Origin of the sequence: Hymenobacter glacialis (assembly GCF_001816165.1) — a bacterium.
Taxonomy (GTDB): Bacteria; Bacteroidota; Bacteroidia; order Cytophagales; family Hymenobacteraceae; genus Hymenobacter; species Hymenobacter glacialis.
This window is the reverse complement of sequence record NZ_MDZC01000060.1, coordinates 1-21,086: the sequence shown is the minus strand read 5'-3', so window position 1 is coordinate 21,086 and position 21,086 is coordinate 1. Positions and strand designations below refer to the sequence as shown.

Annotated in this window: 22 protein-coding genes; 8 read left to right on the top strand and 14 right to left on the bottom strand. The window is 58.9% G+C overall.

Translation table 11 applies throughout. The features are described 5' to 3' along the window. Window positions 1–257 precede the first annotated feature (257 nt). The 4 genes from BEN48_RS09310 to rny all read left to right on the top strand — a co-directional run bounded on the left by BEN48_RS09310 (window position 258) and on the right by rny (window position 6,017). Entirely contained in the window at window positions 258–3,278 is a 3,021-nt protein-coding gene (locus BEN48_RS09310; RefSeq protein ID WP_070734329.1) for a M16 family metallopeptidase, read from the top strand. A gap of 292 nt (window positions 3,279–3,570) precedes the next feature. Then, on the top strand, window positions 3,571–3,867 hold the full coding sequence (locus BEN48_RS09305) for a hypothetical protein (RefSeq protein WP_070725362.1): 297 nt from the start codon (window positions 3,571–3,573) through the stop codon (window positions 3,865–3,867). Between the two features lie 38 nt (window positions 3,868–3,905). Beyond that, on the top strand, window positions 3,906–4,199 hold the full coding sequence (locus tag BEN48_RS09300; RefSeq protein WP_035564663.1) for a cell division protein ZapA: 294 nt from the start codon (window positions 3,906–3,908) through the stop codon (window positions 4,197–4,199). 201 nt (window positions 4,200–4,400) lie between these two features. After that, window positions 4,401–6,017 carry a ribonuclease Y gene (rny, locus tag BEN48_RS09295; RefSeq protein ID WP_394330930.1) on the top strand — a complete coding sequence of 539 codons (1,617 nt, stop codon included), beginning with the start codon at window positions 4,401–4,403 and terminating at the stop codon, window positions 6,015–6,017. 93 nt (window positions 6,018–6,110) lie between these two features. On the opposite strand, the gene BEN48_RS18740 is transcribed toward rny, so the two are convergent. After that, window positions 6,111–7,184: a hypothetical protein gene (locus BEN48_RS18740; RefSeq protein ID WP_125932558.1), complete on the bottom strand. Its 1,074-nt coding sequence runs from the start codon at window positions 7,182–7,184 to the stop codon at window positions 6,111–6,113. Between the two features lie 103 nt (window positions 7,185–7,287). On the opposite strand from BEN48_RS18740, the gene BEN48_RS09285 reads away from it, so the two are divergent. From BEN48_RS09285 to BEN48_RS09275, 3 genes are all read left to right on the top strand, one after another. Further along, window positions 7,288–8,202 (top strand): N-acetylmuramoyl-L-alanine amidase, encoded by a 915-nt coding sequence (locus BEN48_RS09285; RefSeq protein ID WP_241502227.1) that lies wholly within the window; start codon window positions 7,288–7,290, stop codon window positions 8,200–8,202. A 154-nt stretch (window positions 8,203–8,356) separates the two neighbouring features. Continuing rightward, complete coding sequence (locus tag BEN48_RS09280; protein WP_070734323.1) at window positions 8,357–9,595, top strand: pyridoxal phosphate-dependent aminotransferase; 1,239 nt, start codon at window positions 8,357–8,359, stop codon at window positions 9,593–9,595. Between the two features lie 27 nt (window positions 9,596–9,622). Next, window positions 9,623–10,291 (top strand): cytochrome b/b6 domain-containing protein, encoded by a 669-nt coding sequence (locus BEN48_RS09275; RefSeq protein ID WP_070734321.1) that lies wholly within the window; start codon window positions 9,623–9,625, stop codon window positions 10,289–10,291. Between the two features lie 75 nt (window positions 10,292–10,366). Here the strand turns inward: BEN48_RS09275 and BEN48_RS09270 are convergent, their stop codons facing one another. From BEN48_RS09270 to BEN48_RS09230, 11 genes are all read right to left on the bottom strand, one after another. Then, complete coding sequence (locus tag BEN48_RS09270; RefSeq protein ID WP_070734319.1) at window positions 10,367–12,718, bottom strand: M1 family metallopeptidase; 2,352 nt, start codon at window positions 12,716–12,718, stop codon at window positions 10,367–10,369. A 200-nt stretch (window positions 12,719–12,918) separates the two neighbouring features. Beyond that, a complete protein-coding gene (locus BEN48_RS19410) occupies window positions 12,919–13,329 on the bottom strand; it encodes a transposase (protein ID WP_206599841.1) in 411 nt (136 codons plus the stop codon). Between the two features lie 17 nt (window positions 13,330–13,346). Next, window positions 13,347–13,724, bottom strand: coding sequence for a transposase (locus tag BEN48_RS19405; RefSeq protein ID WP_206599839.1), 378 nt, complete (start codon window positions 13,722–13,724; stop codon window positions 13,347–13,349). A 40-nt stretch (window positions 13,725–13,764) separates the two neighbouring features. Beyond that, a complete protein-coding gene (locus BEN48_RS09260) occupies window positions 13,765–14,358 on the bottom strand; it encodes a HupE/UreJ family protein (protein ID WP_070734317.1) in 594 nt (197 codons plus the stop codon). Between the two features lie 254 nt (window positions 14,359–14,612). Continuing rightward, window positions 14,613–14,984 carry a HepT-like ribonuclease domain-containing protein gene (locus BEN48_RS09255; RefSeq protein WP_070734316.1) on the bottom strand — a complete coding sequence of 124 codons (372 nt, stop codon included), beginning with the start codon at window positions 14,982–14,984 and terminating at the stop codon, window positions 14,613–14,615. Next, window positions 14,962–15,279, bottom strand: coding sequence for a nucleotidyltransferase family protein (locus BEN48_RS09250; RefSeq protein WP_070734314.1), 318 nt, complete (start codon window positions 15,277–15,279; stop codon window positions 14,962–14,964). The genes BEN48_RS09255 and BEN48_RS09250 overlap by 23 nt, the downstream gene beginning before the upstream one ends. A 121-nt stretch (window positions 15,280–15,400) precedes the next feature. Further along, the gene (locus tag BEN48_RS09245) at window positions 15,401–15,817 is read right to left on the bottom strand and encodes a PIN domain-containing protein (protein ID WP_070734313.1); all 417 of its coding nucleotides are present in this window, start codon (window positions 15,815–15,817) and stop codon (window positions 15,401–15,403) included. After that, window positions 15,817–16,038: a DUF6364 family protein gene (locus tag BEN48_RS09240; RefSeq protein ID WP_070734311.1), complete on the bottom strand. Its 222-nt coding sequence runs from the start codon at window positions 16,036–16,038 to the stop codon at window positions 15,817–15,819. Before BEN48_RS09240 ends, BEN48_RS09245 begins: the two co-directional genes overlap by 1 nt. A gap of 172 nt (window positions 16,039–16,210) precedes the next feature. Beyond that, complete coding sequence (locus BEN48_RS19740) at window positions 16,211–16,435, bottom strand: DUF5615 family PIN-like protein (RefSeq protein WP_262490086.1); 225 nt, start codon at window positions 16,433–16,435, stop codon at window positions 16,211–16,213. A 1-nt stretch (window position 16,436) separates the two neighbouring features. Beyond that, window positions 16,437–16,553 carry a DUF5615 family PIN-like protein gene (locus tag BEN48_RS19955; RefSeq protein WP_158010139.1) on the bottom strand — a complete coding sequence of 39 codons (117 nt, stop codon included), beginning with the start codon at window positions 16,551–16,553 and terminating at the stop codon, window positions 16,437–16,439. A 6-nt stretch (window positions 16,554–16,559) separates the two neighbouring features. Continuing rightward, window positions 16,560–16,793, bottom strand: a complete 234-nt coding sequence (locus BEN48_RS09230; protein ID WP_070734308.1) for a DUF433 domain-containing protein — start codon at window positions 16,791–16,793, stop codon at window positions 16,560–16,562. Window positions 16,794–17,171: 378 nt separating this feature from the next. On the opposite strand from BEN48_RS09230, the gene BEN48_RS18735 reads away from it, so the two are divergent. After that, on the top strand, window positions 17,172–17,651 hold the full coding sequence (locus BEN48_RS18735; RefSeq protein WP_125932557.1) for a hypothetical protein: 480 nt from the start codon (window positions 17,172–17,174) through the stop codon (window positions 17,649–17,651). Between the two features lie 94 nt (window positions 17,652–17,745). Here the strand turns inward: BEN48_RS18735 and clpB are convergent, their stop codons facing one another. Both clpB and BEN48_RS18730 read right to left on the bottom strand, forming a co-directional pair. Continuing rightward, a complete protein-coding gene (gene clpB, locus BEN48_RS09225) occupies window positions 17,746–20,355 on the bottom strand; it encodes an ATP-dependent chaperone ClpB (protein ID WP_070734306.1) in 2,610 nt (869 codons plus the stop codon). Window positions 20,356–20,492: 137 nt separating this feature from the next. Beyond that, window positions 20,493–20,948, bottom strand: a complete 456-nt coding sequence (locus tag BEN48_RS18730; protein WP_125932556.1) for a hypothetical protein — start codon at window positions 20,946–20,948, stop codon at window positions 20,493–20,495. Window positions 20,949–21,086 lie beyond the last annotated feature (138 nt).

Below are 21,086 nucleotides of genomic sequence, written 5' to 3'. Positions count from 1 at the left end.
GAACCATAGCAAGCCCGTTCTGCGAAGCGAAAGCCCAGCAGGACGGGCTTTTTGGTGGCGCGTGGTGCCGGTAGCTGGCGCGTGGCCCCGTGTAAACATGGGTTTTTCGGGCTTCTCCGGCCGGAATTTTGCTCACGCCTCTGTATGAAATAAATCTGTGGGCTTACCTTTCGCAGGGCTTAACCTGAATATAACATTCAGGCAACGGCTTTCTTTCGTTTTACTTCATCCTCCATTTTTTCCATTTTTCCGCAAGAATGAGTTTACGTTTTCTAACGACGCTGGGCCTGGCCCTGGTCACCACGGTGGGCGTTGCCCAGCAAAAGCCTGCCGCTAAGGGCACCAAGGCTTCGGCCTCCAAATCGGCCCTGGCCACCCTACCCAGCGGCACGAAGCTGATTGAGAAAGTGACCAAGCAGCCCGGCCAGCTCGTGATTCCCTACGAGAAGTACGTGTTGCCCAACGGCCTGACCGTGGTGGTGACCGAGGACCACTCCGACCCCTTGGTGCACGTGGACGTGACCTACCACGTGGGCTCGGCCCGCGAGCAGATTGGCAAGTCGGGCTTTGCCCACTTCTTCGAGCACATGATGTTCCAGGGCTCCGACAACGTGGGCGACCAGATGCACTTCAAGCTCGTGACCGCCGCCGGTGGCACCCTCAACGGCTCGACCAACCAGGACCGCACCAACTACTACGAGACGCTGCCCAGCAACCAGCTCGAGACCGGCCTGTGGCTGGAGGCCGACCGCATGGGCTTTCTGCTGGACGCCGTGAGCCAGAAGAAGTTCGAAATCCAGCGCTCCACCGTGAAAAACGAGCGCGGCCAGAACTACGACAACCGTCCCTACGGCCTGGCCAGCGAGTACATCTCGAAAACGCTCTATCCCTACGGCCACCCCTACTCCTGGCTCACCATTGGCTACCTGGAGGACCTGGACCGCTCGAACGTGGAGGATTTGAAGAACTTCTTCCTGCGCTGGTACGGGCCCAACAACGCTACCCTGACCGTGGGCGGCGACGTGAAGCCCGCCGAGGTGGTGAGGCTGGCCGAGAAGTATTTCGGCTCCATTAAGCGTGGCCCGAGCGTGCCGGTGCAGCAGCTGCCCGCGCCCGTGCTCACCCAGGACCGCTACGTGAGCTACACCGACAACATCCGCTTCCCGATGCTGCAGATGGTGTTCCCGACGGTGGCCCACGGCCATCCCGACGAGTTGGCCCTCGACGCCCTGGCCGACATCATGGGCGGCGGCAAGACCTCGCTGCTCTACAAAAACCTGGTGAAAAACCAGAAAACCGTGGAGGCCCGAGCCTACCAGCAGAACTCGGAGCTGGGCGGCTTCTTCGATTTCGTAGCCCTGCCCCTGCCTGGCAACACGCTGGAAAGCACCGAGGCCATCATCCGCAGCACGATGCAGGAGTTTGAAAAAGCCGGCGTGAGCGATGAGGATGTGCAGCGTTTCCGCGCCCAGACCGAGGCTCAGACCATCAACGGCCTGGCCAGCGTGAGCGGCAAGGTGAGCCAGCTGGCCGCCAACCAGACCTACTTCAACAATCCCAACCGCATTGTACAGGAAAGCAAGGCACTCAAGGCCCTGACCAAGACAGATGTGCAGCGCGTGTACGATAAATACATTAAGGGCAAGAAGGCCGTGATTCTGAGCGTCATTCCCAAGACGGGTGGCGTGACCGCGGCCAAGCCCGACAACTTCACCATCGACCAGTCCGGCTACAAAGCGCCCGACTACGGCTACGCCGGCCTGAAGTACGTGAAGCCCACTGACACTTTCGACCGCACCAAGCAGCCCGCCTCCGGCACCAACCCCGTGGTGAAAGTGCCCGCCCTGTACCAGGAAACACTAGCCAACGGCCTGAAAATAGTAGGCACCAAGAACACCGAAATTCCGGCCGTGACCATGCGCCTGAGCATCCGCGGTGGCCACCGCCTGGAGCAAGCCATGCCCGATAAGGCCGGCATTGCCCAGCTCACGGCTAGAATGCTGAACGAGGGCTCGGAGAAATACACCGGCGAGCAGTTCTCGGCCGAGCTCGACAAGCTGGGCTCCTCAGTATCGGTGAGCGCCGGCGACAGCGAGACCACCGTGTACGTGCAGAGCCTTACCAAAAACCTGCCCGCCACCATGGCCTTGCTGGACCAGCGCCTGCTGCACCCCCGTTTTGACGCCGCCGACTTTGACCGCGTGAAGAAGCAGCAGCTGGAAGGCATTGCTAACTTCGTCAACCAGCCGGCCATCATCGCCGACCTGACTTATAACCGCCTGCTGTACGGCACCGGCAACATTGCCGGCACGCCCGTGGCCGGCACCACCGCGTCGGTGAGCAGCCTCACGCTGGATGACGTGAAGAACTTCTACAACACCTACTACGCTCCCAATGTGAGCTCGCTGGTGGCCGTGGGCGACGTGGACCAGAAGGCCCTCACGGGACAGCTGGGCTTCCTGAAAAACTGGGGTAAAAAGGACGTGACCATCCCGACCGACATGGCCGGCGTGCAGCCCGACAAAACCACCGTGTATTTCGTGAACAAGCCGGGCGCGGCCCAATCTGAAATCCGCGTGGGCTACCTCACCGACATGAAGTACGATGCTACCGGCCCGTACTACAAAGCTTACCTGGCCAACTACCTGCTGGGCGGCGCCTTCAACTCGCGCATCAACCTGAACCTGCGCGAGAACAAGGGCTACACCTACGGCGCCCGTTCGGGCTTTGCCGGCACCCGCTACGCGGGTCCGTTTACGGCCCAGGCGGGTGTGCGCGCCGATGCCACGGCCGCGTCGGTGAAGGAGTTCATGAGTGAAATCACCAATTACCAGGACGGCATTTCCGATGAGGAGCTGGCTTTCGTGCAGTCGTCCATCGGCCAGAGCGACGCTCTTAAGTACGAGACCGGCCAGCAGAAAGCCGGCTTCCTGGCCCGCCTGGTGGAGTATGACCTGCAGCCTACTTACGTCAACCAGCAGACGGACATCCTGAAAGGCCTGAAGAAGGAAGAAGTGCAGGCCATTGCCAAGCAGTACCTGCCAGCCGATAAGATGTACATCGTGGTGGTGGGCGATGAGAAGCAGTTGCCCTCGCTGCAGGCCCTGGGCTACCCCGTGGTGCAGCTCGACCTGGAAGGCAAGCCCGTGGCCATGGCCGCGCCAGCTCCCGCCCCCATGCCGGTAGAGGACCAGAAAATAAAGTCCAAAGACGATGACGGAAGCAAATTCAAGGCTAAAACCAAAAAAGGCAAGAAGGAGAAGAAAGAGAAGTCGTAATCCTTCAGGCCTGATGCCCCCGTTTGAGCGGTAGCGGAACGTCCTGCTGAGCTTGTTGAAGCATTTTTACTGCGAGAGTATTCCATTACTTTCCAGGCGAACGGCTTTGACAAACCCGGCAGGACGTTCTTTTTTTCCGGCTGGCACGGTTCCGCTTGCGGGCCAGGCGTGCGCAAGTGGGCGGCCTATCAACTTTTGCAAAGCTGCCTGAGTAGTAAGTTGCAAACCAGTTCCGGGTAAAGCGTAGCTTTTGGGGACTGGCTTTATCTTCACGCAAAAATTTATCCTGCCCGTGGCCTCCTCCCAACAGCTTGCGCAACTCGACCGCCTGGAACGGCAGATTAGCACCTTAGTGGCTGCCTATCAGCAATTGCGTGAGGAGCTGGCCGATGCCAACACCAACGTGCAGCAGCTGCGGGCCGACGTGCGCGAGCGGGACAAGCAACTCAAGGAGCGCCAAAACCAGGAAAATATTGTTAAACTTGTACACACCATAGCTGGGGAACCCACCCATGCCAACGAATTAAAACTGCGCCTCAACGAATATATCCGCGAACTGGACAAGTGTCTTGCCTATTTGAGAGACTAACCCACTGACCCTCACCCCACCGCCGTAACACCCGCTTTATGAGCGAGCTAGCCATCAAAATTCGTATTGCTGACCGGGACTATCCCATGCGCGTGGACGTGCAGGATGAGGAACGGCTGCGCCTGGCCGGGCGGCTGCTGGGCGACAAGCTGCGCGAATTCAGAGAAGGCTACGGCATACAGGACAAGCAGGACCTCCTGGCCATGATTGCGCTGGCCACCATGGCCGACCAATTGAAAGTGAGCAAGGAAAAGGACGGCACCGATGCGGCGCTGACCGAGCGGCTGGCTCGTTTCGACGAGCTGCTGGCAGGCGTGGTGCTGACGCGGTAATACCCGCGCGCAGCACCGCACACTCGTTGGCCCGGCAGGGCGAGCGCGGCAATCGGCCGCTCCCGCCTGTAGCCCGGGCAAAATTGTTCCCTCCAGTTATGGTTTTTACCCATCCAAAACCATAATTACATGTCACCAACCATAATGTACATCTTGCTGGCCGCGGTGGTCGCCCTTGCGGCGGGCTTCGTGCTTGGCAAGATGCTGGCCGGCAAAGCCCGGCTGGACCACGAAGGCCAGGCCACGGCCCAGGCCCAACAAATCCTCCGCGACGCCGAGGAGAAAGGCAACCGCCTCCGCGACGAAAAGATAAAGCAGGCCGACGAGCGACTGGAGCAATCCAAGAACAAGTTCAAGAACCTGCGCAACGAATTTGACACCGAAAGCCGCCGCCTCAAGCAAACCCTGGAGCAGGAGCTGACAGAGCGCCGCCAGGGCGTGGTGGAGCAGGAGCAAAGCATCAAGCTGCTCACCGAAACCACCCAGCGCCAGCTGGAACAACTGCAGCGCAAGGAAGTGGAGCTGGACAAGGCCCGCGAGAAAAACCAGACCGACACCCAGCAGCTCCGCGAGAAGCTGGAAAGTCAGGCCGAAAAGCGCCGCACCGACCACGAAGAAGCCTTAGCCGAACTCGAGGAGAAGCAAAAAGAAGCCGACGAGCAGCTGCACAGCGTGCAGCGCCAGCTCGAAACCATTGCCAACCTGACCGCCGCCGAAGCCCGCGAGCAACTGGTGGAATCGTTGAAAAACGAGGCCCAGATTCAGGCCAGCTCCTACGTGAAGGACACCGTGGCCCAGGCCAAGCTGACCGCTACCAAAGACGCGAAGAAGATTGTGCTGGAAACCATTCAGCGCACTGCTTCCGAGCACGCCATTGAGAACTGCGTGTCGATTTTCAACATTGAAAGCGACGACGTGAAGGGCAAAATTATTGGCCGCGAGGGCCGCAACATCCGGGCGCTTGAAGCCGCCACGGGTGTGGAAATCATCGTGGACGACACGCCGGAGGCCATCATTATCTCGGGCTTCGACCCGGTGCGGCGTGAAATTGCCCGCCTCTCGCTGCACTTGCTGGTAAAGGACGGCCGGATTCACCCCGCCCGCGTGGAGGAGATTGTGGCCAAAACCCGCAAAAACATTGAGGAGGAAATCGTTGAGATTGGCGAGAAGACCATCATCGACCTGGGCATTCACGGTCTGCACCCAGAGCTAATTAAGATGGTGGGCCGGATGCGTTTCCGTTCTTCCTACGGCCAGAACTTGCTGCAACACTCACGCGAAGTAGCCAACCTCTGCGCCACCATGGCCGCCGAAATGGGCCTCGACGTGAAGAAAGCCAAGCGCGCCGGCCTGCTGCACGACATCGGCAAGGTGAGCACCGAGGAGCCCGAGCTGCCCCACGCCATTTTGGGCATGGAGATGGCCAAGAAGTGGAAAGAGCACCCCGACGTGGTAAACGCCATCGGTGCCCACCATGATGAGATTGAGATGACGGCCATGATTTCGCCGCTGGTGCAGGCCTGCGACGCCATTTCGGGCTCGCGCCCCGGCGCCCGCCGCGAGATGATGGAAAGCTACATCAAGCGCCTCAAGCAGCTGGAAGAAACCGCCAACGGCTTCAAGGGCGTGAACCAGTGCTTCGCCATTCAGGCCGGCCGCGAGCTGCGCGTGATGGTAGACGCCGAGAACGTGACCGACGAGCGCGCCGCCGAGCTGAGCTTCGAAATTTCGCAGAAGATTGAGAAGGAAATGCAGTACCCCGGCCAGATTAAAATCACCGTAATCCGGGAGATGCGCGCCGTGGCCTACGCCAAGTAAGTCCGCCGTAGCGCCTGCGCTAGCGGGTGCCTACCAAAACGATAAAGCCCCCGCAACGAAAGTCGCGGGGGCTTTTTTGCTGTAGCAGACCACTTATAGCTTGGTTTCAAAAAACGTCTTAACCGGCCGGGCAAACAAACCCGAGGTTGTGGCTACGTACACGGTGTCGCGCAGGTATTCGATGCCGGTGATGGTGGCGCGCTCCAAGCCGTCATTCTTAAGGGCGCGCATGGTGAAGCGCGGGCCGTTCCAGCGCAGCGTGTAGAGGCTACCGAAATGCACTCCCACCAAGCTGTCGCGTACCGGGTAGTAACTAGCTAAGGTGAACTGGTCGGGCGTACCGGTGGATTTCAGCCAGGTGTCACCATTATCAGTGGAGGTCAGGATTTCGTTGTATTCTGCTGGAGCATAAACCACGTTGTTCCACTTGTAGAAAGCATCAACGATTGCCCCTGGGTGCACTTTACGAAAAGTGCCATCTTGTTTGATTTTGTAAATGCCGGCATCGCCCAGATTAACCAGGAAATAATCATCAATGGCCGCAAGGTTGCGCACGTATCCTCCGGAGTTATTTATTTGAGGGATAACCACTTGGCGTGTACTGCCCGTAACCGGCATTCCAGGGGCTCCTGGAGTAACAGCTACCAGCAAAAACGTGAAGGGCCTGGAAGGACGATTGTTATCGTAGGGGGCCAGCACGTAGTTGTTCTGGTTAATCGCCATCCCTTTAGACAAGCTAAACAGTCGAGTATTTAACCGGATACCTGTTGGGTCAACCTTTTTCAACTCCACGTAGTGGCGGTAGTTCAGCGGTTCGTCGTTGCGAGCAATAGCCAGAATGCTGTCCACCTCTGGATAAGCATGAATCTGAGCTCCGATGGCTAGGCGCACCCTCACATCCGAAACCGGGTTGACGGAAGTACGCCTTCCCCGTACGGGATTTTGATTGGTAAAGCGAGTAAACAGGTTAGGATGCTGAAAGTAAAGAGACTGGCCATTGCTGCCAGTGCTGAGAATCACCCGCTCGAAACCGTTAAATACCCCCACCTCTGACCAACTATTCTTCTTCTCGACTTCCTTTACAATAATTTCAGTCTCCTTTTTACAGCTAGCGAGGCCCAGAATAGCTGTGAAGACTGCAGCAGCAGTTAAATTTGAATGATTCATCAAATCAATGGTAGAGACTAAGAAGCGTACATTATTTTGCGAATATAGATGGATGTTCTGGAAACGCCCAATAAGGCTTAGCTACTTAGTTTTAGCAGGTGCGTTGGCTTCTTGCGCCGTCCAGAAAAACCCCTACGCAACCACCAACCGCTCCTACCAGCAGCAGGTGAAGGCCTACGCGGAGGCCCTGCGCGCCACGCCCGTGCTCACGCCCGGCGCCGACAGCCTCCTGATGGGTCAGTACTGGGTGGGCACCACCAACTTCAACATGCGCAAGCCCAACATAGTGGTCATTCACCACACGGCGCAGGACTCCACGGGCCAGACGCTGAGGACATTCACGCTGCCGCGCACGCAAGTGAGCGCCCACTATGTGATTGGGCGCGACGGCCGGGTGTATCACATGCTGAACGACTACCTACGAGCCTGGCACGGCGGCGTGGCCCGCTGGGGCAACGACACCGACATCAACTCCTCCTCCATCGGCATTGAGCTGGACAACAACGGCCTCCAGTCTTTTGCCGAACCCCAGCTAGCCAGCCTGCTGAAAGTGCTGGCGGGCCTGAAGAAAACCTACAACATCCCCACCGCCAACTTCATCGGCCACTCCGACATTGCGCCCAGTCGCAAGACCGACCCAAGCGTGCTGTTTCCCTGGAAGCGGCTGGCCGACAGCGGATTTGGCCTGTGGTACGACGCCGGGCCACTGCCCAGCCCGGACCCCGCGCCTCCCCTGCCATTGGATAGCCTAGTTGCCCTGGCGGGTGTTGGGGCGGTACCGGGCACGGTGCTGGCGCCGGTGAACACGGCCGTCATCGACGCGCAATTGGCGGCGGCAAACGCTCCTGTTTCCACTTTCAAGCCCCAGGAAGCGTTACGTATTATTGGGTACGACACTCGGAATTTGCCCGCCGCGATTCAGGCCTTCAAGCTGCATTTTATTCAGCAGAACGTGAATGGCCCGCTAACGGAAGCCGACCGGCGCATCCTGTTCAATCTTTATAAGAAGTATCTGTAGGTTGGTGTACATGGCGCAGCCGAGGCACCTCACCCCTGCCCCTTTCCTAAGGAGAGGGGAGCCTGAAAATTGGCATACCGACTTAAAAAATGCGCTGGGTTATTGGGCCCGTTAGTAAGGTAGTTATCATGGCCAAATGACTTAATTTTGCTTCATGTTAAAAGTATCGCAGCGCGGGCAGGACATGCCGGTCTCGCCGTTTCGCAAGCTGGGTCCCTTCGCCGAAGCCGCCCGCCAGCAGGGCAAGATTGTGTACCCGCTCAATATTGGGCAGCCCGATATTGAAACGCCGGCCGCTGCCATGGCCGCCATGCGCACCGCCGACGTGCGCGTGCTGGGCTACAGCCACGGCGCGGGCACCGAAAGCTACCGCCACAAGCTGGCAGCCTACTACCAGCGGGCCAACCTGCCCGTGGCGTTCGAAGACATTATTGTGACCACCGGCGGCAGCGAGGCCATCCTGTTTGCGCTGCTCACCTGCCTTAATCCCGGCGACGAAATCATCATTCCCGAGCCATTTTACGGCACTTATACCGCCTTTGCCATTGCGGCGGGCGTCACCATCGTGCCCGTCACGGCGCGCATCGAAGACGGGTTTGCGCTGCCGCCCCTGGCCGACTTTGAGCGCGTGATTACGCCGCGCACGCGGGCCGTGCTCATCTGCAACCCCAGCAACCCCACCGGCTACGTGTACAGCCGCGCCGAGCTGGAGAGCATTCTGGGCCTGTGCCAGGCGCACCAGCTGTACCTGTTGTCGGACGAGGCGTACCGGGAGTTTTGCTACGATGCGCCCTACGTGAGCGCCTTGCAGCTGCCGGGTGCCGCGCCCTACGTGGTGGTACTGGACACCATCTCGAAGCGCTACAGCGCGTGCGGGGCGCGCATTGGGGCCCTGGTTACGCTAAACCAAGAAGTGTACAGTGCGGCTTTTCGCTTTGCCCAGATGCGGGTGAGCCCGCCCGGGCTAGGCATGCTGCTGGCCGAAGCCGCGGCCGATCTGCCGGAATCGTATTTCGACGAGAGCAAGGCCGAGTACCTCGCCCGGCGCGACCTTACCGTGGCGCGCCTGCAGGCCATGCCGGGCGTGGTGTGCCCCCGGCCCGGCGGCGCGTTTTACGTGCTGGCGCACCTGCCCATCGACAGCAGCGATGCCTTTGGCCAATGGCTGCTGGAGAGCTTTTCCTATGAAAACCAGACCCTAATGCTCTCGCCAGCCACCGGCTTCTACCACACGCCGGGCCTGGGCCGGCAAGAAGTGCGCATTGCCTACGTGCTCAACCGTAGCGACCTGGCCGCGGCCCTCACCTGCCTGGAGCACGCCCTGCGCGAATACCCCGGCCGCACCACGCCGCAGCCGGCCACGGCCCTGGACGCAGCCACGCGGCCCTCTTAACTACTACCTGCTCCCCTATTTCCGCTCATGACGCCCACCATTACCCCAACCACCGAAGCTCCTACCAAAGACTACCGCGCGCCGCTGCGGTTCTGGCACTGGGGCAACTCCTTGCTGGTCAGCCTGCAGCTCATCACCATCCTGTTTCAGGAGGTGATTGTAGATGCCCGCTCGGCCGGGCCGGAGTTTCAGGAAACCATGGCCAAGGAAAACATTGCCCTCACCGTGAAGCAGGCCCGCTCACTCACCCACATTCTCAGCGAACGTATCTGGGAGTGGCACATTTACTTTGGCTGGGCAATGGCGGCTTTTTTTGTATTCCGCGTGGGACAGGAGCTGCGCGGCCCTTCGGAAATGCGCTTTTCGGCGCGGCTGATGGAAGTGGCCCGGCGCTACCGCCTCGCCCCCGCCACGGGCAAAAGGGAAGCCGGCAAGTTGCTGTTTGCCAAGGGTACCTACGCCCTGTTTTATGCGTTTCTCACCGTCATGGTCATCAGTGGCCTCCTTCTGATTTACAGAAATGACGCGGATTTTTTACGCAGCATCAAGCACGAGGTTGAAGAAGTCCACAACTTCACGATGTACCTCATTCTCGGCTTCTTCGTGGTGCACGTAGTTGCCGTGGTGTGGGCCGAGCTCACCAAGGACCACGGGGTTATCTCGCGCATGGTAGGCGGCGAAGCTCGCAAACGCTAACCAACTACAACGCATAAAAAAAGCGGCTCAATTGAGCCGCTTTTTTTATGCGTTGTAGTTGGACGCAATCATTGATTATTGCCCACCCACAGGCTTCTGCTCCTGCTTCTGCATGGGGCTGGCCGCTTTGGTCGCCTGCTGCATGGGGTTGGCGGGAGCCTGCTGCTGCTGCTGGTACAGGTCGAAACGCGAGGCGGCAGGCTGGCGCGGGAAGGCGTTGTTGCTCTGGTCGGTGTCGGCCGTTTGCTGAAAAGGGTCGAGCACGAAGCTGATGACGGGCTGCTTGGTCACCATCACCTTGGTCACTCGCTCGTTGTTTTTGCGCCAGATTTCGGCCGGAATCGTCTGGATTTCCTTAGAGTTGTCAGCGTAGGTGAGCTGCACGATGACGGGCATGACCAGGCCGCCCATGTTACGCAGGGTCAGTTCGTAGAAGTACTGCTGCTGGCCCAAGCGCTGCTGCTGCTCGGGGCTGAGGCCGGCGCGGTAGGCAGCGTAGCGCTGCTGGTCGGCGGCGGTCACGGCCAGCGGGTTGTACTCGTTGTAGAAGTCCTTGAGCTCGGGCTTCTCGTCGATGAGCGTGCTCTTCAGGTCGGTGGCGTTGCGCTGGGCCGAGATGGAGGGCGCCGCGGCGGCCTGCAGCTGCTGGAGGCGGGCCTTTTCCACGGCCGGGTCGCCGGTGCTCGGGGTGTAGGATTTTACGGACTCCAGGGCCAGGTCGGTGTAATCGGTGGTGTAGAACCAGCCGCGCCAGAACCAGTCCAGGTCCACGGCCGAGGCGTCTTCCATGGTGCGGAAGAAGTCGGCGGGGGTGGGGTGCTTGTAGGCCCAGCGCTGGGCGTAGGTCTTGAAGGCGTGGTCGAAGAGCTCGCGGCCCATCACCGTTTCGCGCAGGATGTTGAGGGCCGTAGCGGGTTTGCCGTAGGCGTTGTTGCCAAACTGCAGGGCCGACTCCGAGTTGGTCATAATCGGCGACTGGAGCGTCTTATCGGTCTTCATGTAGTTGACCATGTTGCGGGGCTCGCCGCGCGACGAGGGGTAGTTGCGCTCCCACTCCTGCTCGGTGAGGTACTGCACGAAGGTGTTGAGGCCCTCGTCCATCCACGACCACTGCCGCTCGTCGGAGTTGATAATCATGGGGAAGAAGTTGTGGCCCACTTCGTGGATAATCACCGAAATCATCCCGTATTTCCGCTGCGCCGAGTAGGTGCCATCTTTCTCGGGCCGGCCGCCGTTGAAGCACAGCATGGGGTACTCCATGCCGCCCACCGGGCCGTGCACCGAGATGGCCACCGGGTACTCGTAGGGAATGGTGAACTTGGAATACGTCTTGATGGTGTGCGCCACCACTTCGGTGGAGTACTGGCCCCAGAGCGGGTTGCCCTCCTTGGGGTAGTAGCTCATGCACAGCACGGGCTTGCCGCTCTGCTTGATTTCCATGGCATCCCAGATGAACTTGCGCGAGCTGGCCCAGGCAAAGTCGCGCACGTTTTTGGCGGCGTACACCCAGGTTTTGGTGCCAGTGGCGCGCTTGCCTTCGGCGCTCACGGCCTCGGCCTGGCTCACGATGAGCACGGGCTTCTTTGCATTTTTAGCCTGCGCGAGGCGCTTTTGCTGGGTGGCGGTGAGGACCTGCGCGGCGTTCTGCAGCGTGCCGGTGGAGGCCACCACGTGGTCGGCGGGCGCGGTGATGCTCACCTTGTAATCGCCGAAGGGCAGCGTGAATTCACCGTTGCCCAGAAACTGCTTGTGCTGCCAGCCCTGGTTGTCGGAGTACACAGCCATACGCGGGTAGAACTGCGCAATTTCGTAGAGGTAGTTTTTGTCCTCGGGGAAGTACTCGTAGCCGCTGCGCTGGTTTTCCTTCAGCTGGTCGTTGATGTTGTAGTGCCACTTCACGTTGAAGGAGTAGGACTGGCCGGGCCGCAGGGGCGTGGGCAGGTCTACGCGCATCATGGTGTGGTTAATCACCGTTTTGAGGGTTTTGCCGTCGCGGCTGGTCACGGCATCAATCTTGAAGCCACCGTCGAAATCCGCCAGCATGGCTTCCACCGACTGGAACGGCATGCGGTCCTGCAGCTGGCTCACCTCGGTGGCCTTGGTCATGGAGTTTTTGTCCAGAATATTCTGGTCGAGCTGCATCCAGATGTAGGGCAGCACGTCGGGCGAGAGGTTGGTGTAGGTGATGGTCTCGCGGCCCGTGATGGCTTGCTTGGCATCGTCGAGCGTGACCTGAATGTCATAATCAGCCCGCTGCTGCCAGTATTCTTTGCCCGGCGCGCCGCTGGCGGTGCGGTACACGTTGGGAGTAGGCAGCAGCGTTTCGAGCTGCGCAAATTTGTCGGTACCCGAGTTGGTGTTCTGCGCTAAAGCCGGTTGGGAACCCGCCAAGGCCAGCACCAAGCCGGCAAATAGAAAACGACGCATGGAAAAAAAGTAAAGAGAAAAAAGCAGTTGAAGCAATAGTCGAGAAAGGCGTCGAAGATACGCCAGGGTTGCGGCAGGTTCGCCAAATAGGTAGCAGGCTGTGGGAAAGCGCGCTGGCCCCAACAAAAGCAAAACCCGCCGCTTACTGCAAAAAGTGCCAGCCGGCGAGCAGATGCGTCCCTTAGAAGGTATAGGATAAATTAATCGTCAGGTTTCGATATTGGCCGTTTGGCGAGCCGTCTGAGCATTAAGTTGCTGAGGCAGATTTTAATCCAGGCTTCACTGTTGCGTGGATTGGTCTCGTAATCCCGTCCGGCCAGGCGCCGGTACTTGCCCAGCCAGGCAAACGTGCGCTCGACGACCCAGCGGCGGGGCAGCACGGTGAAGCCCTTTGTGCCGGGTGGTTTGCTCACCACTTCCACCCGCAGGCCCAGCGCCTGGGCCGCGTGGTTCACGAGGGGGCCTTGGTAGCGGCCGTCGCCCCAGACGAGTTGCAGGTTTGGGGCGCGGGCTTTGGCCTCGGCCAGCACCGAACCGGCCCCCACCGGGTCCTGCACACTGGCCGATTGGACCTGCACGGCCAGCGGCAAGCCTTCCGTGTCGACCGCGATATGGCGCTTACGACCAGCTACTTGCTTGCCGGCATCGTACCCGTAACAGCCCCCCTTTTAGCGCCCGTCCGCACGGACTGCGTGTCGATGGCCCCGGCCGTGGGCTCGGCCGCGCGCTGGGGCTGGCGCACGGCCCGGCGCAGCCCGTCCATGAGCCGGTCCCAGGTCCCGTCCTTGCGCCAGGCCCCGAACTGCTTGTAGACCGTGCGCCAGGGTGGCAGGTCGTGCGGCAACAACGGCCAGGCGCTGCCGGCCCGCCCTTGGTAGAAAATGGCGTTGAGCAATTCCCGTTTGGTATGCAGCGGCGGCCGTCCATAGCCACTCGTACGCACGTAGGGCTCCACCACAAGCCATTGCTCGTCAGTTAAATCGGTTGAATAAGCACGGCGATTCATCCTGCAAAGGTAAATCCCTATGTTTTTACCCTATACCCTCTTAGGGCCACAACTGTTGCACCAGCAGCACCGTGGCAATTCCCAGTGCCGCGCCGCTGGTGGTGAGCAGCCAGTCGCGGCGCGCCACGCGCACGGCCTGCAGCAGCACCACACCCAGCAGCAGGATGCCTCCCACCACCAGCACCTGCCCCAGCTCCACGCCCACGTTGAAGGCGAACAACTCCAGCACGGGCCGGCTATTGTTGCCCAGCAACGACTGCAGGTAGTTGGAAAACCCTAAGCCGTGGATGAGGCCGAATACCAGGGCCAGGGCATTGGGCGCGGCGGCCAGCACGGGCTCCCGCGGCCGCAGTACCCGGTTGGTGGCGCGCAGGTTGGCTAGCGCCGTCACGATGATGGTAACCGGAATCAGCGCTTCGATAAGTGTGCGGTCGAACGCCACGACGCCCAGCGTGGCCAGGGCCAGCGTGAGCGAATGCCCCACCGTGAAGCTGGTGACCAGCACCAGCACCCGCCGCCAGTCGGCCAGCACATAAGGCGCACACAGCGCCAGCAGAAACGTGAGGTGGTCGGCCGCGCGCGGGGTGCAGATGTGCAGAAACCCGAGCTCGAGGTAAGTCTGAAAAACGGACATGCGGCAAATCTACAAGGGAGCAGCGTATCGCGGAGCAGGCACTTGGTGAGGCTGTGGTTATCTCTTTGTCGTGGTGCGAAAGTAGAAGTACATCCCTTTCAGCGTAGCTGGCTACGGGTTACGCTGTGCCAAACGCAATCCTTTGGGGAATTTTGATACGATTTTGGGTACAAAAGCCACTAATTGTAAAGCGTTCGCCCCCCCGCCGGCACCAGCAACAAAAATATATTGGTAAACAGTGGCCATTAAGCCCCTCATCGCCCTAAAAGCTCACCAGATTCTGGCAACTCCCTTATCATTCGCCCTACAGTTTCTCCCAACAGGTCGATTTCTCCGTGCAGTACCAACCACACGAACTCAAAATCCGTGTCGAAATAATGGTGGGTCAGCTTATCGCGCATACGGGCAATGTTGCGCCATTTGACTTGTGGATATGCCTCTTTCCAGCTTACTGGCACATTCTTGGTTGCTTCACCGATAATCTCAATACTTTTTATAATGGCGCGGCTCATCACTTCGTCGGCTATGAGTGCTACCAAATCAGGCAGTTTAGCGCGGCATCGTTGTAAGAACTGTACTTCGTCGCGGATGTGCATCAGCCGCTCAAGCGGCAACGGGGAGGACATATTCGGTCGTCTTTAAAATATGCGGTCCGATGTATTTCGACAACCCCGGCCGGGTCAGCAGCTCTACTTCACGCCCGAGCAACGCTTCCAAAAAGTCAATCACCGCGAAGAAGCCCTCAAACGTCTTGCGTCCTTCCTGAAAATCTACGAGCAAGTCCACGTCACTTTCCGGCCCGGCCTCGTCGCGCACGAACGAGCCGAACAAGCCCAGCTGCGCCACGCCCAGCGCCCGCAGTTGCTCGCGCTGCTGCTGCAGACGCTCAATAACTTCGGCTTTGGTCTGGACGGGAAGCATGGCGTTGGGTACCTTTTGTGGGAACCTGACAAAAATACGCAGAACAAAAGCTAACCGCCACCCCCACGCCCCGCCCCCCACCCAAATCGACCGAAGTAGCAAAAGTGTTATCAGCTTCTGGCTATTTCACCAGTCCCCAAGCCTCCATTGGACTCAACACAAGCAACTGGCTCTCTTTGAATCCTTTTGGGTCGCCCGTCACCATGGCCTCTACCTCCGGCAAAGCCAACGCTGCAAAATGCTGCATCGCATCCTCCACGTCCGTAAAGGTCGATTCCAGCGCGGCTTCCACCACGGCAGCATCTACGGCTGTCACCTGCACCAGTCGGGCTATTTTGCGCAGCATTTCCCGCGCCGGCTCCGCGCCGAACTGCTTGCGCAAGGTGTAGAAGACGTGGCTAAAACTCAGACTCGAAACGTGCAGTATTATTCGCCCATCGTAGGCGGCCTGAAACAGTGATACCGCCGCTGCCCCATTTGGCTCGCGCCGGCCCAGGTAGTCGAATACAACGTTGGTATCCAGAAAGAAATGGCGCATCAGGAAGCCTGCTCGTCGCGCTGCGTTTTGTAATCAAAGCCGGCCGGCAACTCCAGGATACCATATAGTTCCTGCACGGCCGGGGCCAGCGGCGGCACCGGCTTCGCAGCCAACTGCCGCAGATACTCCTCTACCAGCGCCACCAAGCTGCGACCCTGTTGCCGGGCATAGTGCTCGGCTTGCTGCGTCACTTCGTCGCTCAACTCAAGGGTAATGGACATGGCGGTAGGCGTTTGGGGGTGAGGTAAAGATAACGCCCGCTTTCAGCAACTGGTTCAGGGCCAGAATTGGAATTGGATTTCTTGAAAGCTAACGACTACTAGCCATCAGCTAATCGCTAGCCCCGGCCGCCAACCCAGCGGCAATTGTAGCGGGCGTGTCTTCAGTTTCTGCTTACGGCAGCCGCAGTTGCAATAGCCCAAATTCCGATTGTGGCCCCAGAAACGCCTGAATCTGCGGCAGCCGCGCCAGTAGGAACTCCGCCAGCTTCACCACGGGTACCTGTGCATTTTGCACCGCCACCACGCGGGGCGGAAACCCTTCGACCAGCACCAGCCGCAGGAAATCCTCGTCCTTGGTCAGCACATCGTAGCCGTGCTGCTTAGCGTAGCGCCAGATACTAGTGTCGGGGCTGTTGTCCGAGGTTAATGTCGCGAACGTGCAGCACCGCCGCGCAATGCGGTCGCAGGTAGGCGGCCAAGTGCCAGGAGATATTCTCGTCTAGCAGCAGGCGCATAAGCAGCTATGCAGCGGCCAGCAGCACGATGCTTTCCTTATAGGCTGCATACAGCAGACAGGCCCGGACCTGCGCCGCACCGATAACCGGAAAATCTTCCCCAATGTCGGTGGCGCTCATGCCGTTGGCCAACATTTCCAGCACTTCGGCCACGGTCGTGCGCGTGCCCTTCACCACCGGCTTGCCGAAGCGCACCTGCGGGTTCAGTTCGATGTGGGCGGTGATGGCGGCGGTATCCATGCGGATTGGAATGAGTGAGTAGTAGTCAAAAATACGATAAAATAGAGCTAACGACTACTAGCCATCAGCTAACACATGAAACAGCCCATGCTGCTACCCCAGCGGCACCAGTAGCGAAATTGTCTTTAGCTTCTACCCCTCTCCAGCCGCCGTGGCTGCAGCGGCGAAGGCTCGGGGAGTTTCCTAGGTCATAGCGTCGGCGCAAGTTTAGCGAACCGCAACTGCGGTCCGGACACTGAGCGAAGCTATAACTCGCACCAAAATAATTTCCTTGAAACCACCCTGGGGCGCATTTGCCAATTGCCGAGTTATGACTGCGCTTAAACTTGCGGCACCTGAGGGCCGCGACGTACCTTTCGCTTTGTCTACCGTACTGCTATGTTGCGTATCCTCTGCCTGCTGCTGTTCCTTTCCGGCCCACTTTGTGGGCAAACCCTTTCCGATTCCACTCGGATAAGCCAGCTGCCTCCCATCTACACTCCCCCCGCGCGCACTCTGGCTGACACTGTTGCAGCGCTGCACCGGGTGTTTGCCAACCGACGCGCAGGAGGGGTATTAACAACAGCACTGGGAGGCATAACTTTATTTTTAACCCCTTTGGTGGTTGCTTCCGCCGACGACCCGTCAAATAAGAAACATGGGAGCCTTGGTGCTTTTGTATTCGGTGCACAACTAGGATTAGCCATCGCAACTCCAATAATGGCCTATGGAATTTATCAACTGTCACGAGGCGCCAAGGCTAAAGAGGAGCAAGTAATTTTTCAGTACACGCAAGTACGTACGCTGCCCAGAAAACTTGCAAAGAGGTTACGGCCAGAGCATTTTATTCCAGTCAATTCCCTTCCCCGCTATCGCTAATGTTCAGGCATTACTAGTCAGAACCTTGCGCTAATAAAAAAGTCCCGCCAGCAGATGCCAGCGGGACTTTTCCATTCAAAACGCAACCAACAAATTACACCGCCGGCATCTCCACGTTCTCGAACTTCACCGCGCCGTCTTCCAGCACCGCTTCTACCACGGCATCTTTCGTCACGCGGCCGGAGAGAATGTCTTTCGACAGCTCGTTCAGAATGACGCGCTGGAGCACGCGCTTCAGCGGACGTGCACCGAACTGGGGGTCAAAACCGGCTTCGCCCAAGTAATCCAGAACCTCACTCGTGGCTTCGAGTTGGATGCCGGCTTCGGCCAGGCGCTGCTGGATTTGCCGGAACTGGATGTCGACAATCTTGCGGATTTCCTTGCGCTTGAGGGGCTGGAACATGACGATTTCGTCGATGCGGTTCAGGAACTCGGGGCGCATGTGCTGCTTGAGGCGCTCCAGCACTTCGTCGCGGGTGCGGTCTACTACTTCGTCGTGGTTGAACTCGTTGAGGTCCTTGAAGTTCTTCTGGATGAGGTCGGCCCCCGTGTTCGAGGTCATGATGATGATGGTGTTCTTGAAGTTCGCCACCCGGCCTTTGTTGTCGGTGAGGCGGCCATCGTCGAGCACTTGCAGCAGGATGTTGAACACATCGGGGTGGGCCTTTTCGATTTCATCGAGCAGCACCACCGAGTAGGGCTTGCGGCGCACGGCTTCCGTGAGCTGCCCGCCTTCGTCGTAGCCCACGTAGCCGGGAGGTGCCCCGATGAGGCGCGACACCGAGTGGCGCTCCTGAAACTCGCTCATATCGATGCGCACCATCGCATTCTCGTCGTTGAACAAATACTCGGCTAAGGCCTTGGCCAGCTCGGTTTTGCCCACGCCGGTGGTGCCCAGGAAAATGAACGAGCCGATGGGCCGCTTGGGGTCCTGCAGGCCGGCGCGGGAGCGGCGCACGGCATCCGAAATGGCCGCGATGGCCTCGGCCTGGCCTGCTACGCGCTTGCCCAATTCGGCTTCGAGCTGGAGCAGCTTCTCGCGGTCCGATTGCAGCATTTTGCTCACCGGAATGCCGGTCCACTTGGCCACCACTTCGGCAATGCTTTCGCTGGTCACCACTTCCTGGAGCATGGTGCCGCCGTCCTTGTTGGCGGCGGCTTCGTCCTGGAGGGCTTTCAGCTTGGCTTCGGCTTCCTGAATCTTGCCGTAGCGCAGCTCGGCCACGCGGGCGTAGTCGCCTTGGCGCTCGGCCTGCTCGGCTTCCAGCTTGAACTGCTCGATGGCTTCCTTTTGGGTTTGGATGCCGGTGAGAACGGCTTTTTCGCTTTCCCAGCGGGCTTTGAGGGTGTCGCGCTTGTCGTTCAGCTCGGCCAGCTCCTTGCTGAGGACGGCTTCGCGGTCGCGGTTGTCTTCGCGGCGGATGGCTTCGCGCTCAATTTCGAGCTGCATGATGCGGCGCTGGATTTCGTCGAGCTCCACGGGCATGGAATTCAGCTCGATGCGGAGCTTGGCGGCGGCTTCGTCCATGAGGTCGATGGCCTTGTCGGGCAAAAACCGGTCGGTGATGTAGCGCGAACTGAGCTCTACGGCGGCAATCACAGCGTCGTCGGTGATGCGCACGCCGTGGTGCAGCTCGTACTTTTCCTTAATGCCGCGCAGGATGCTGATGGCGTCGTCCTGGGTGGGCTCGTCCACCACCACGGCCTGGAAACGGCGTTCGAGGGCCTTGTCCTTCTCGATGTACTTCTGATATTCCTTGAGCGTGGTGGCCCCGATGGCGTGCAGCTCGCCGCGCGCCAGGGCGGGCTTGAGCAGGTTGGCAGCGTCCATGGCGCCTTCGCCCCCGCCGCCGGCCCCGATGAGGGTGTGCATCTCGTCAATGAAGAGCACAATCTGCCCATCCGAGTCGGTCACTTCCTTGATGACGGCCTTGAGGCGCTCCTCAAACTCGCCCTTGTACTTGGCCCCGGCCACGAGCAGGCCCATGTCGAGGCTCATGATGACTTTGTCGCGCAGGTTTTCGGGCACGTCGCCGGCCACGATGCGCTGGGCCAGGCCCTCCACGATGGCGGTTTTGCCCACGCCGGGCTCGCCGAGCAGCACGGGGTTGTTTTTGGTGCGGCGCGAGAGGATTTGCAGCACGCGGCGGATTTCCTCGTCGCGGCCAATCACGGGGTCCATCTTGCCGCGCCGCACCTGCTCGTTGAGGTTCACGGCGTAGCGGTTGAGGCTCTGGTACTGGTCTTCGGCGCTCTGGCTGGTGACTTTGCGCCCGCCGCGCAGCTCCTGAATGGCAGCCTTCAAGTCCTTGTCGTTGAAGCCCGTGTCTTTGAGCAGCGTGGCCACGGCATCGCGGCCGGAGAGGATGCCCAGCAGCAGGTGCTCGATGGACACGAACTCGTCGCCCATGTCCTTCATGGCGGCGTTGGCGCGCTGCACGGCGGCGGCGGCGTCGTTGGCGAAGTAGGGCGAGCCGCCGCTCACCTTGGGGTAGGCGGCCACAATGGCATCGAGCCGCGGCGTGAGAATATTGAGGTTGGCTCCCAGCTTGTTGGCCAGAAACGAGAAGACGCTCTCGTCGCTCTGGAAGATGCCCTTCAGCAAATGGCCGGTTTCAACGGCCTGCTGCTGGTTGGCGCCGGCAATTTCGGTGGCCTTCTGCACGGCCTCCTGCGCCTTGATGGTGAAGTTTTTAAAGTCCATTTCCGTTCGTCTCTAAGTGGGTGCTTCGAGTTAGGAAGCTGTACGAAGGGACTAGCAAATGGGGTGCGAGAGGTGGAAAGCAGACTTTTTGGCGGGGAAATACACTCTCAAAAATTACAACTTCGGAAATAATGTCCTCAAGTCGTCACCAATACGGCTTCAATAAACTCACATTCGGTTTTTAATTCCTTTAATACCTTGCTTAATGCAGCATTGTATTGTGTTAGTATAGAGATAATAGACTCTGCCTCATGAATTATACGGCCAGCTAAAATAGATGCCCTACGCCCTTCAACCAATATATTTTGTATCCGGCTGTCACGCAAGAAATGTTTAGCAAGATGCTCCTGTAAAGGACGGAGAAAGTTGGGGTGATGCCATTCAATTCCTGCGCTCGTTGGCATTTTTTGCGAATAATCTACAAGTGTTTGATTCAAGAACACGAACAGAGGTTCAGCTTGGAATAACGGATGCTTTTGCCTGATGCTTTCTGCAGCGTCTGCAACAGATTCCCGAACATTCTCTAAATGCTGTCTATAATCTGTGGTGATATTATGAATAGTGAGATTATATCCTTCGAATTTAAATTTCACATCATCGATAATTGCTTTTACATAATCTAGCTTACTAAATAACTGATGTTACGCGGTGAATTGGGCTAGTTGCTGGTGCATGGCTTTGAGCCCAGTCAAATAGAGTTGAGCTTTTAAGCGAAAATGCCCCAGGCCGAA

What these genes read in the sequence shown, in the direction of transcription:
- clpB (WP_070734306.1), bottom strand. Translation starts at nt 20,355, where the DNA reads ATGGACTTTAAAAACTTCACCATCAAGGCGCAGGAGGCCGTGCAGAAG.
- BEN48_RS09240 (WP_070734311.1), bottom strand. Translation starts at nt 16,038, where the DNA reads ATGTCCATTACCCTTGAGTTGAGCGACGAAGTGACGCAGCAAGCCGAG.
- BEN48_RS09280 (WP_070734323.1), top strand. Translation starts at nt 8,357, where the DNA reads ATGTTAAAAGTATCGCAGCGCGGGCAGGACATGCCGGTCTCGCCGTTT.
- BEN48_RS09275 (WP_070734321.1), top strand. Translation starts at nt 9,623, where the DNA reads ATGACGCCCACCATTACCCCAACCACCGAAGCTCCTACCAAAGACTAC.
- BEN48_RS09310 (WP_070734329.1), top strand. Translation starts at nt 258, where the DNA reads ATGAGTTTACGTTTTCTAACGACGCTGGGCCTGGCCCTGGTCACCACG.
- BEN48_RS09250 (WP_070734314.1), bottom strand. Translation starts at nt 15,279, where the DNA reads ATGCTTCCCGTCCAGACCAAAGCCGAAGTTATTGAGCGTCTGCAGCAG.
- BEN48_RS19405 (WP_206599839.1), bottom strand. Translation starts at nt 13,724, where the DNA reads ATGAATCGCCGTGCTTATTCAACCGATTTAACTGACGAGCAATGGCTT.
- BEN48_RS18735 (WP_125932557.1), top strand. Translation starts at nt 17,172, where the DNA reads ATGTTGCGTATCCTCTGCCTGCTGCTGTTCCTTTCCGGCCCACTTTGT.
- BEN48_RS18740 (WP_125932558.1), bottom strand. Translation starts at nt 7,184, where the DNA reads ATGAATCATTCAAATTTAACTGCTGCTGCAGTCTTCACAGCTATTCTG.
- rny (WP_394330930.1), top strand. Translation starts at nt 4,401, where the DNA reads ATGCTGGCCGGCAAAGCCCGGCTGGACCACGAAGGCCAGGCCACGGCC.
- BEN48_RS09300 (WP_035564663.1), top strand. Translation starts at nt 3,906, where the DNA reads ATGAGCGAGCTAGCCATCAAAATTCGTATTGCTGACCGGGACTATCCC.
- BEN48_RS09245 (WP_070734313.1), bottom strand. Translation starts at nt 15,817, where the DNA reads ATGCGCCATTTCTTTCTGGATACCAACGTTGTATTCGACTACCTGGGC.
- BEN48_RS09255 (WP_070734316.1), bottom strand. Translation starts at nt 14,984, where the DNA reads ATGTCCTCCCCGTTGCCGCTTGAGCGGCTGATGCACATCCGCGACGAA.
- BEN48_RS09270 (WP_070734319.1), bottom strand. Translation starts at nt 12,718, where the DNA reads ATGCGTCGTTTTCTATTTGCCGGCTTGGTGCTGGCCTTGGCGGGTTCC.
- BEN48_RS09230 (WP_070734308.1), bottom strand. Translation starts at nt 16,793, where the DNA reads ATGGATACCGCCGCCATCACCGCCCACATCGAACTGAACCCGCAGGTG.
- BEN48_RS19955 (WP_158010139.1), bottom strand. Translation starts at nt 16,553, where the DNA reads ATGCGCCTGCTGCTAGACGAGAATATCTCCTGGCACTTGGCCGCCTAC.
- BEN48_RS09260 (WP_070734317.1), bottom strand. Translation starts at nt 14,358, where the DNA reads ATGTCCGTTTTTCAGACTTACCTCGAGCTCGGGTTTCTGCACATCTGC.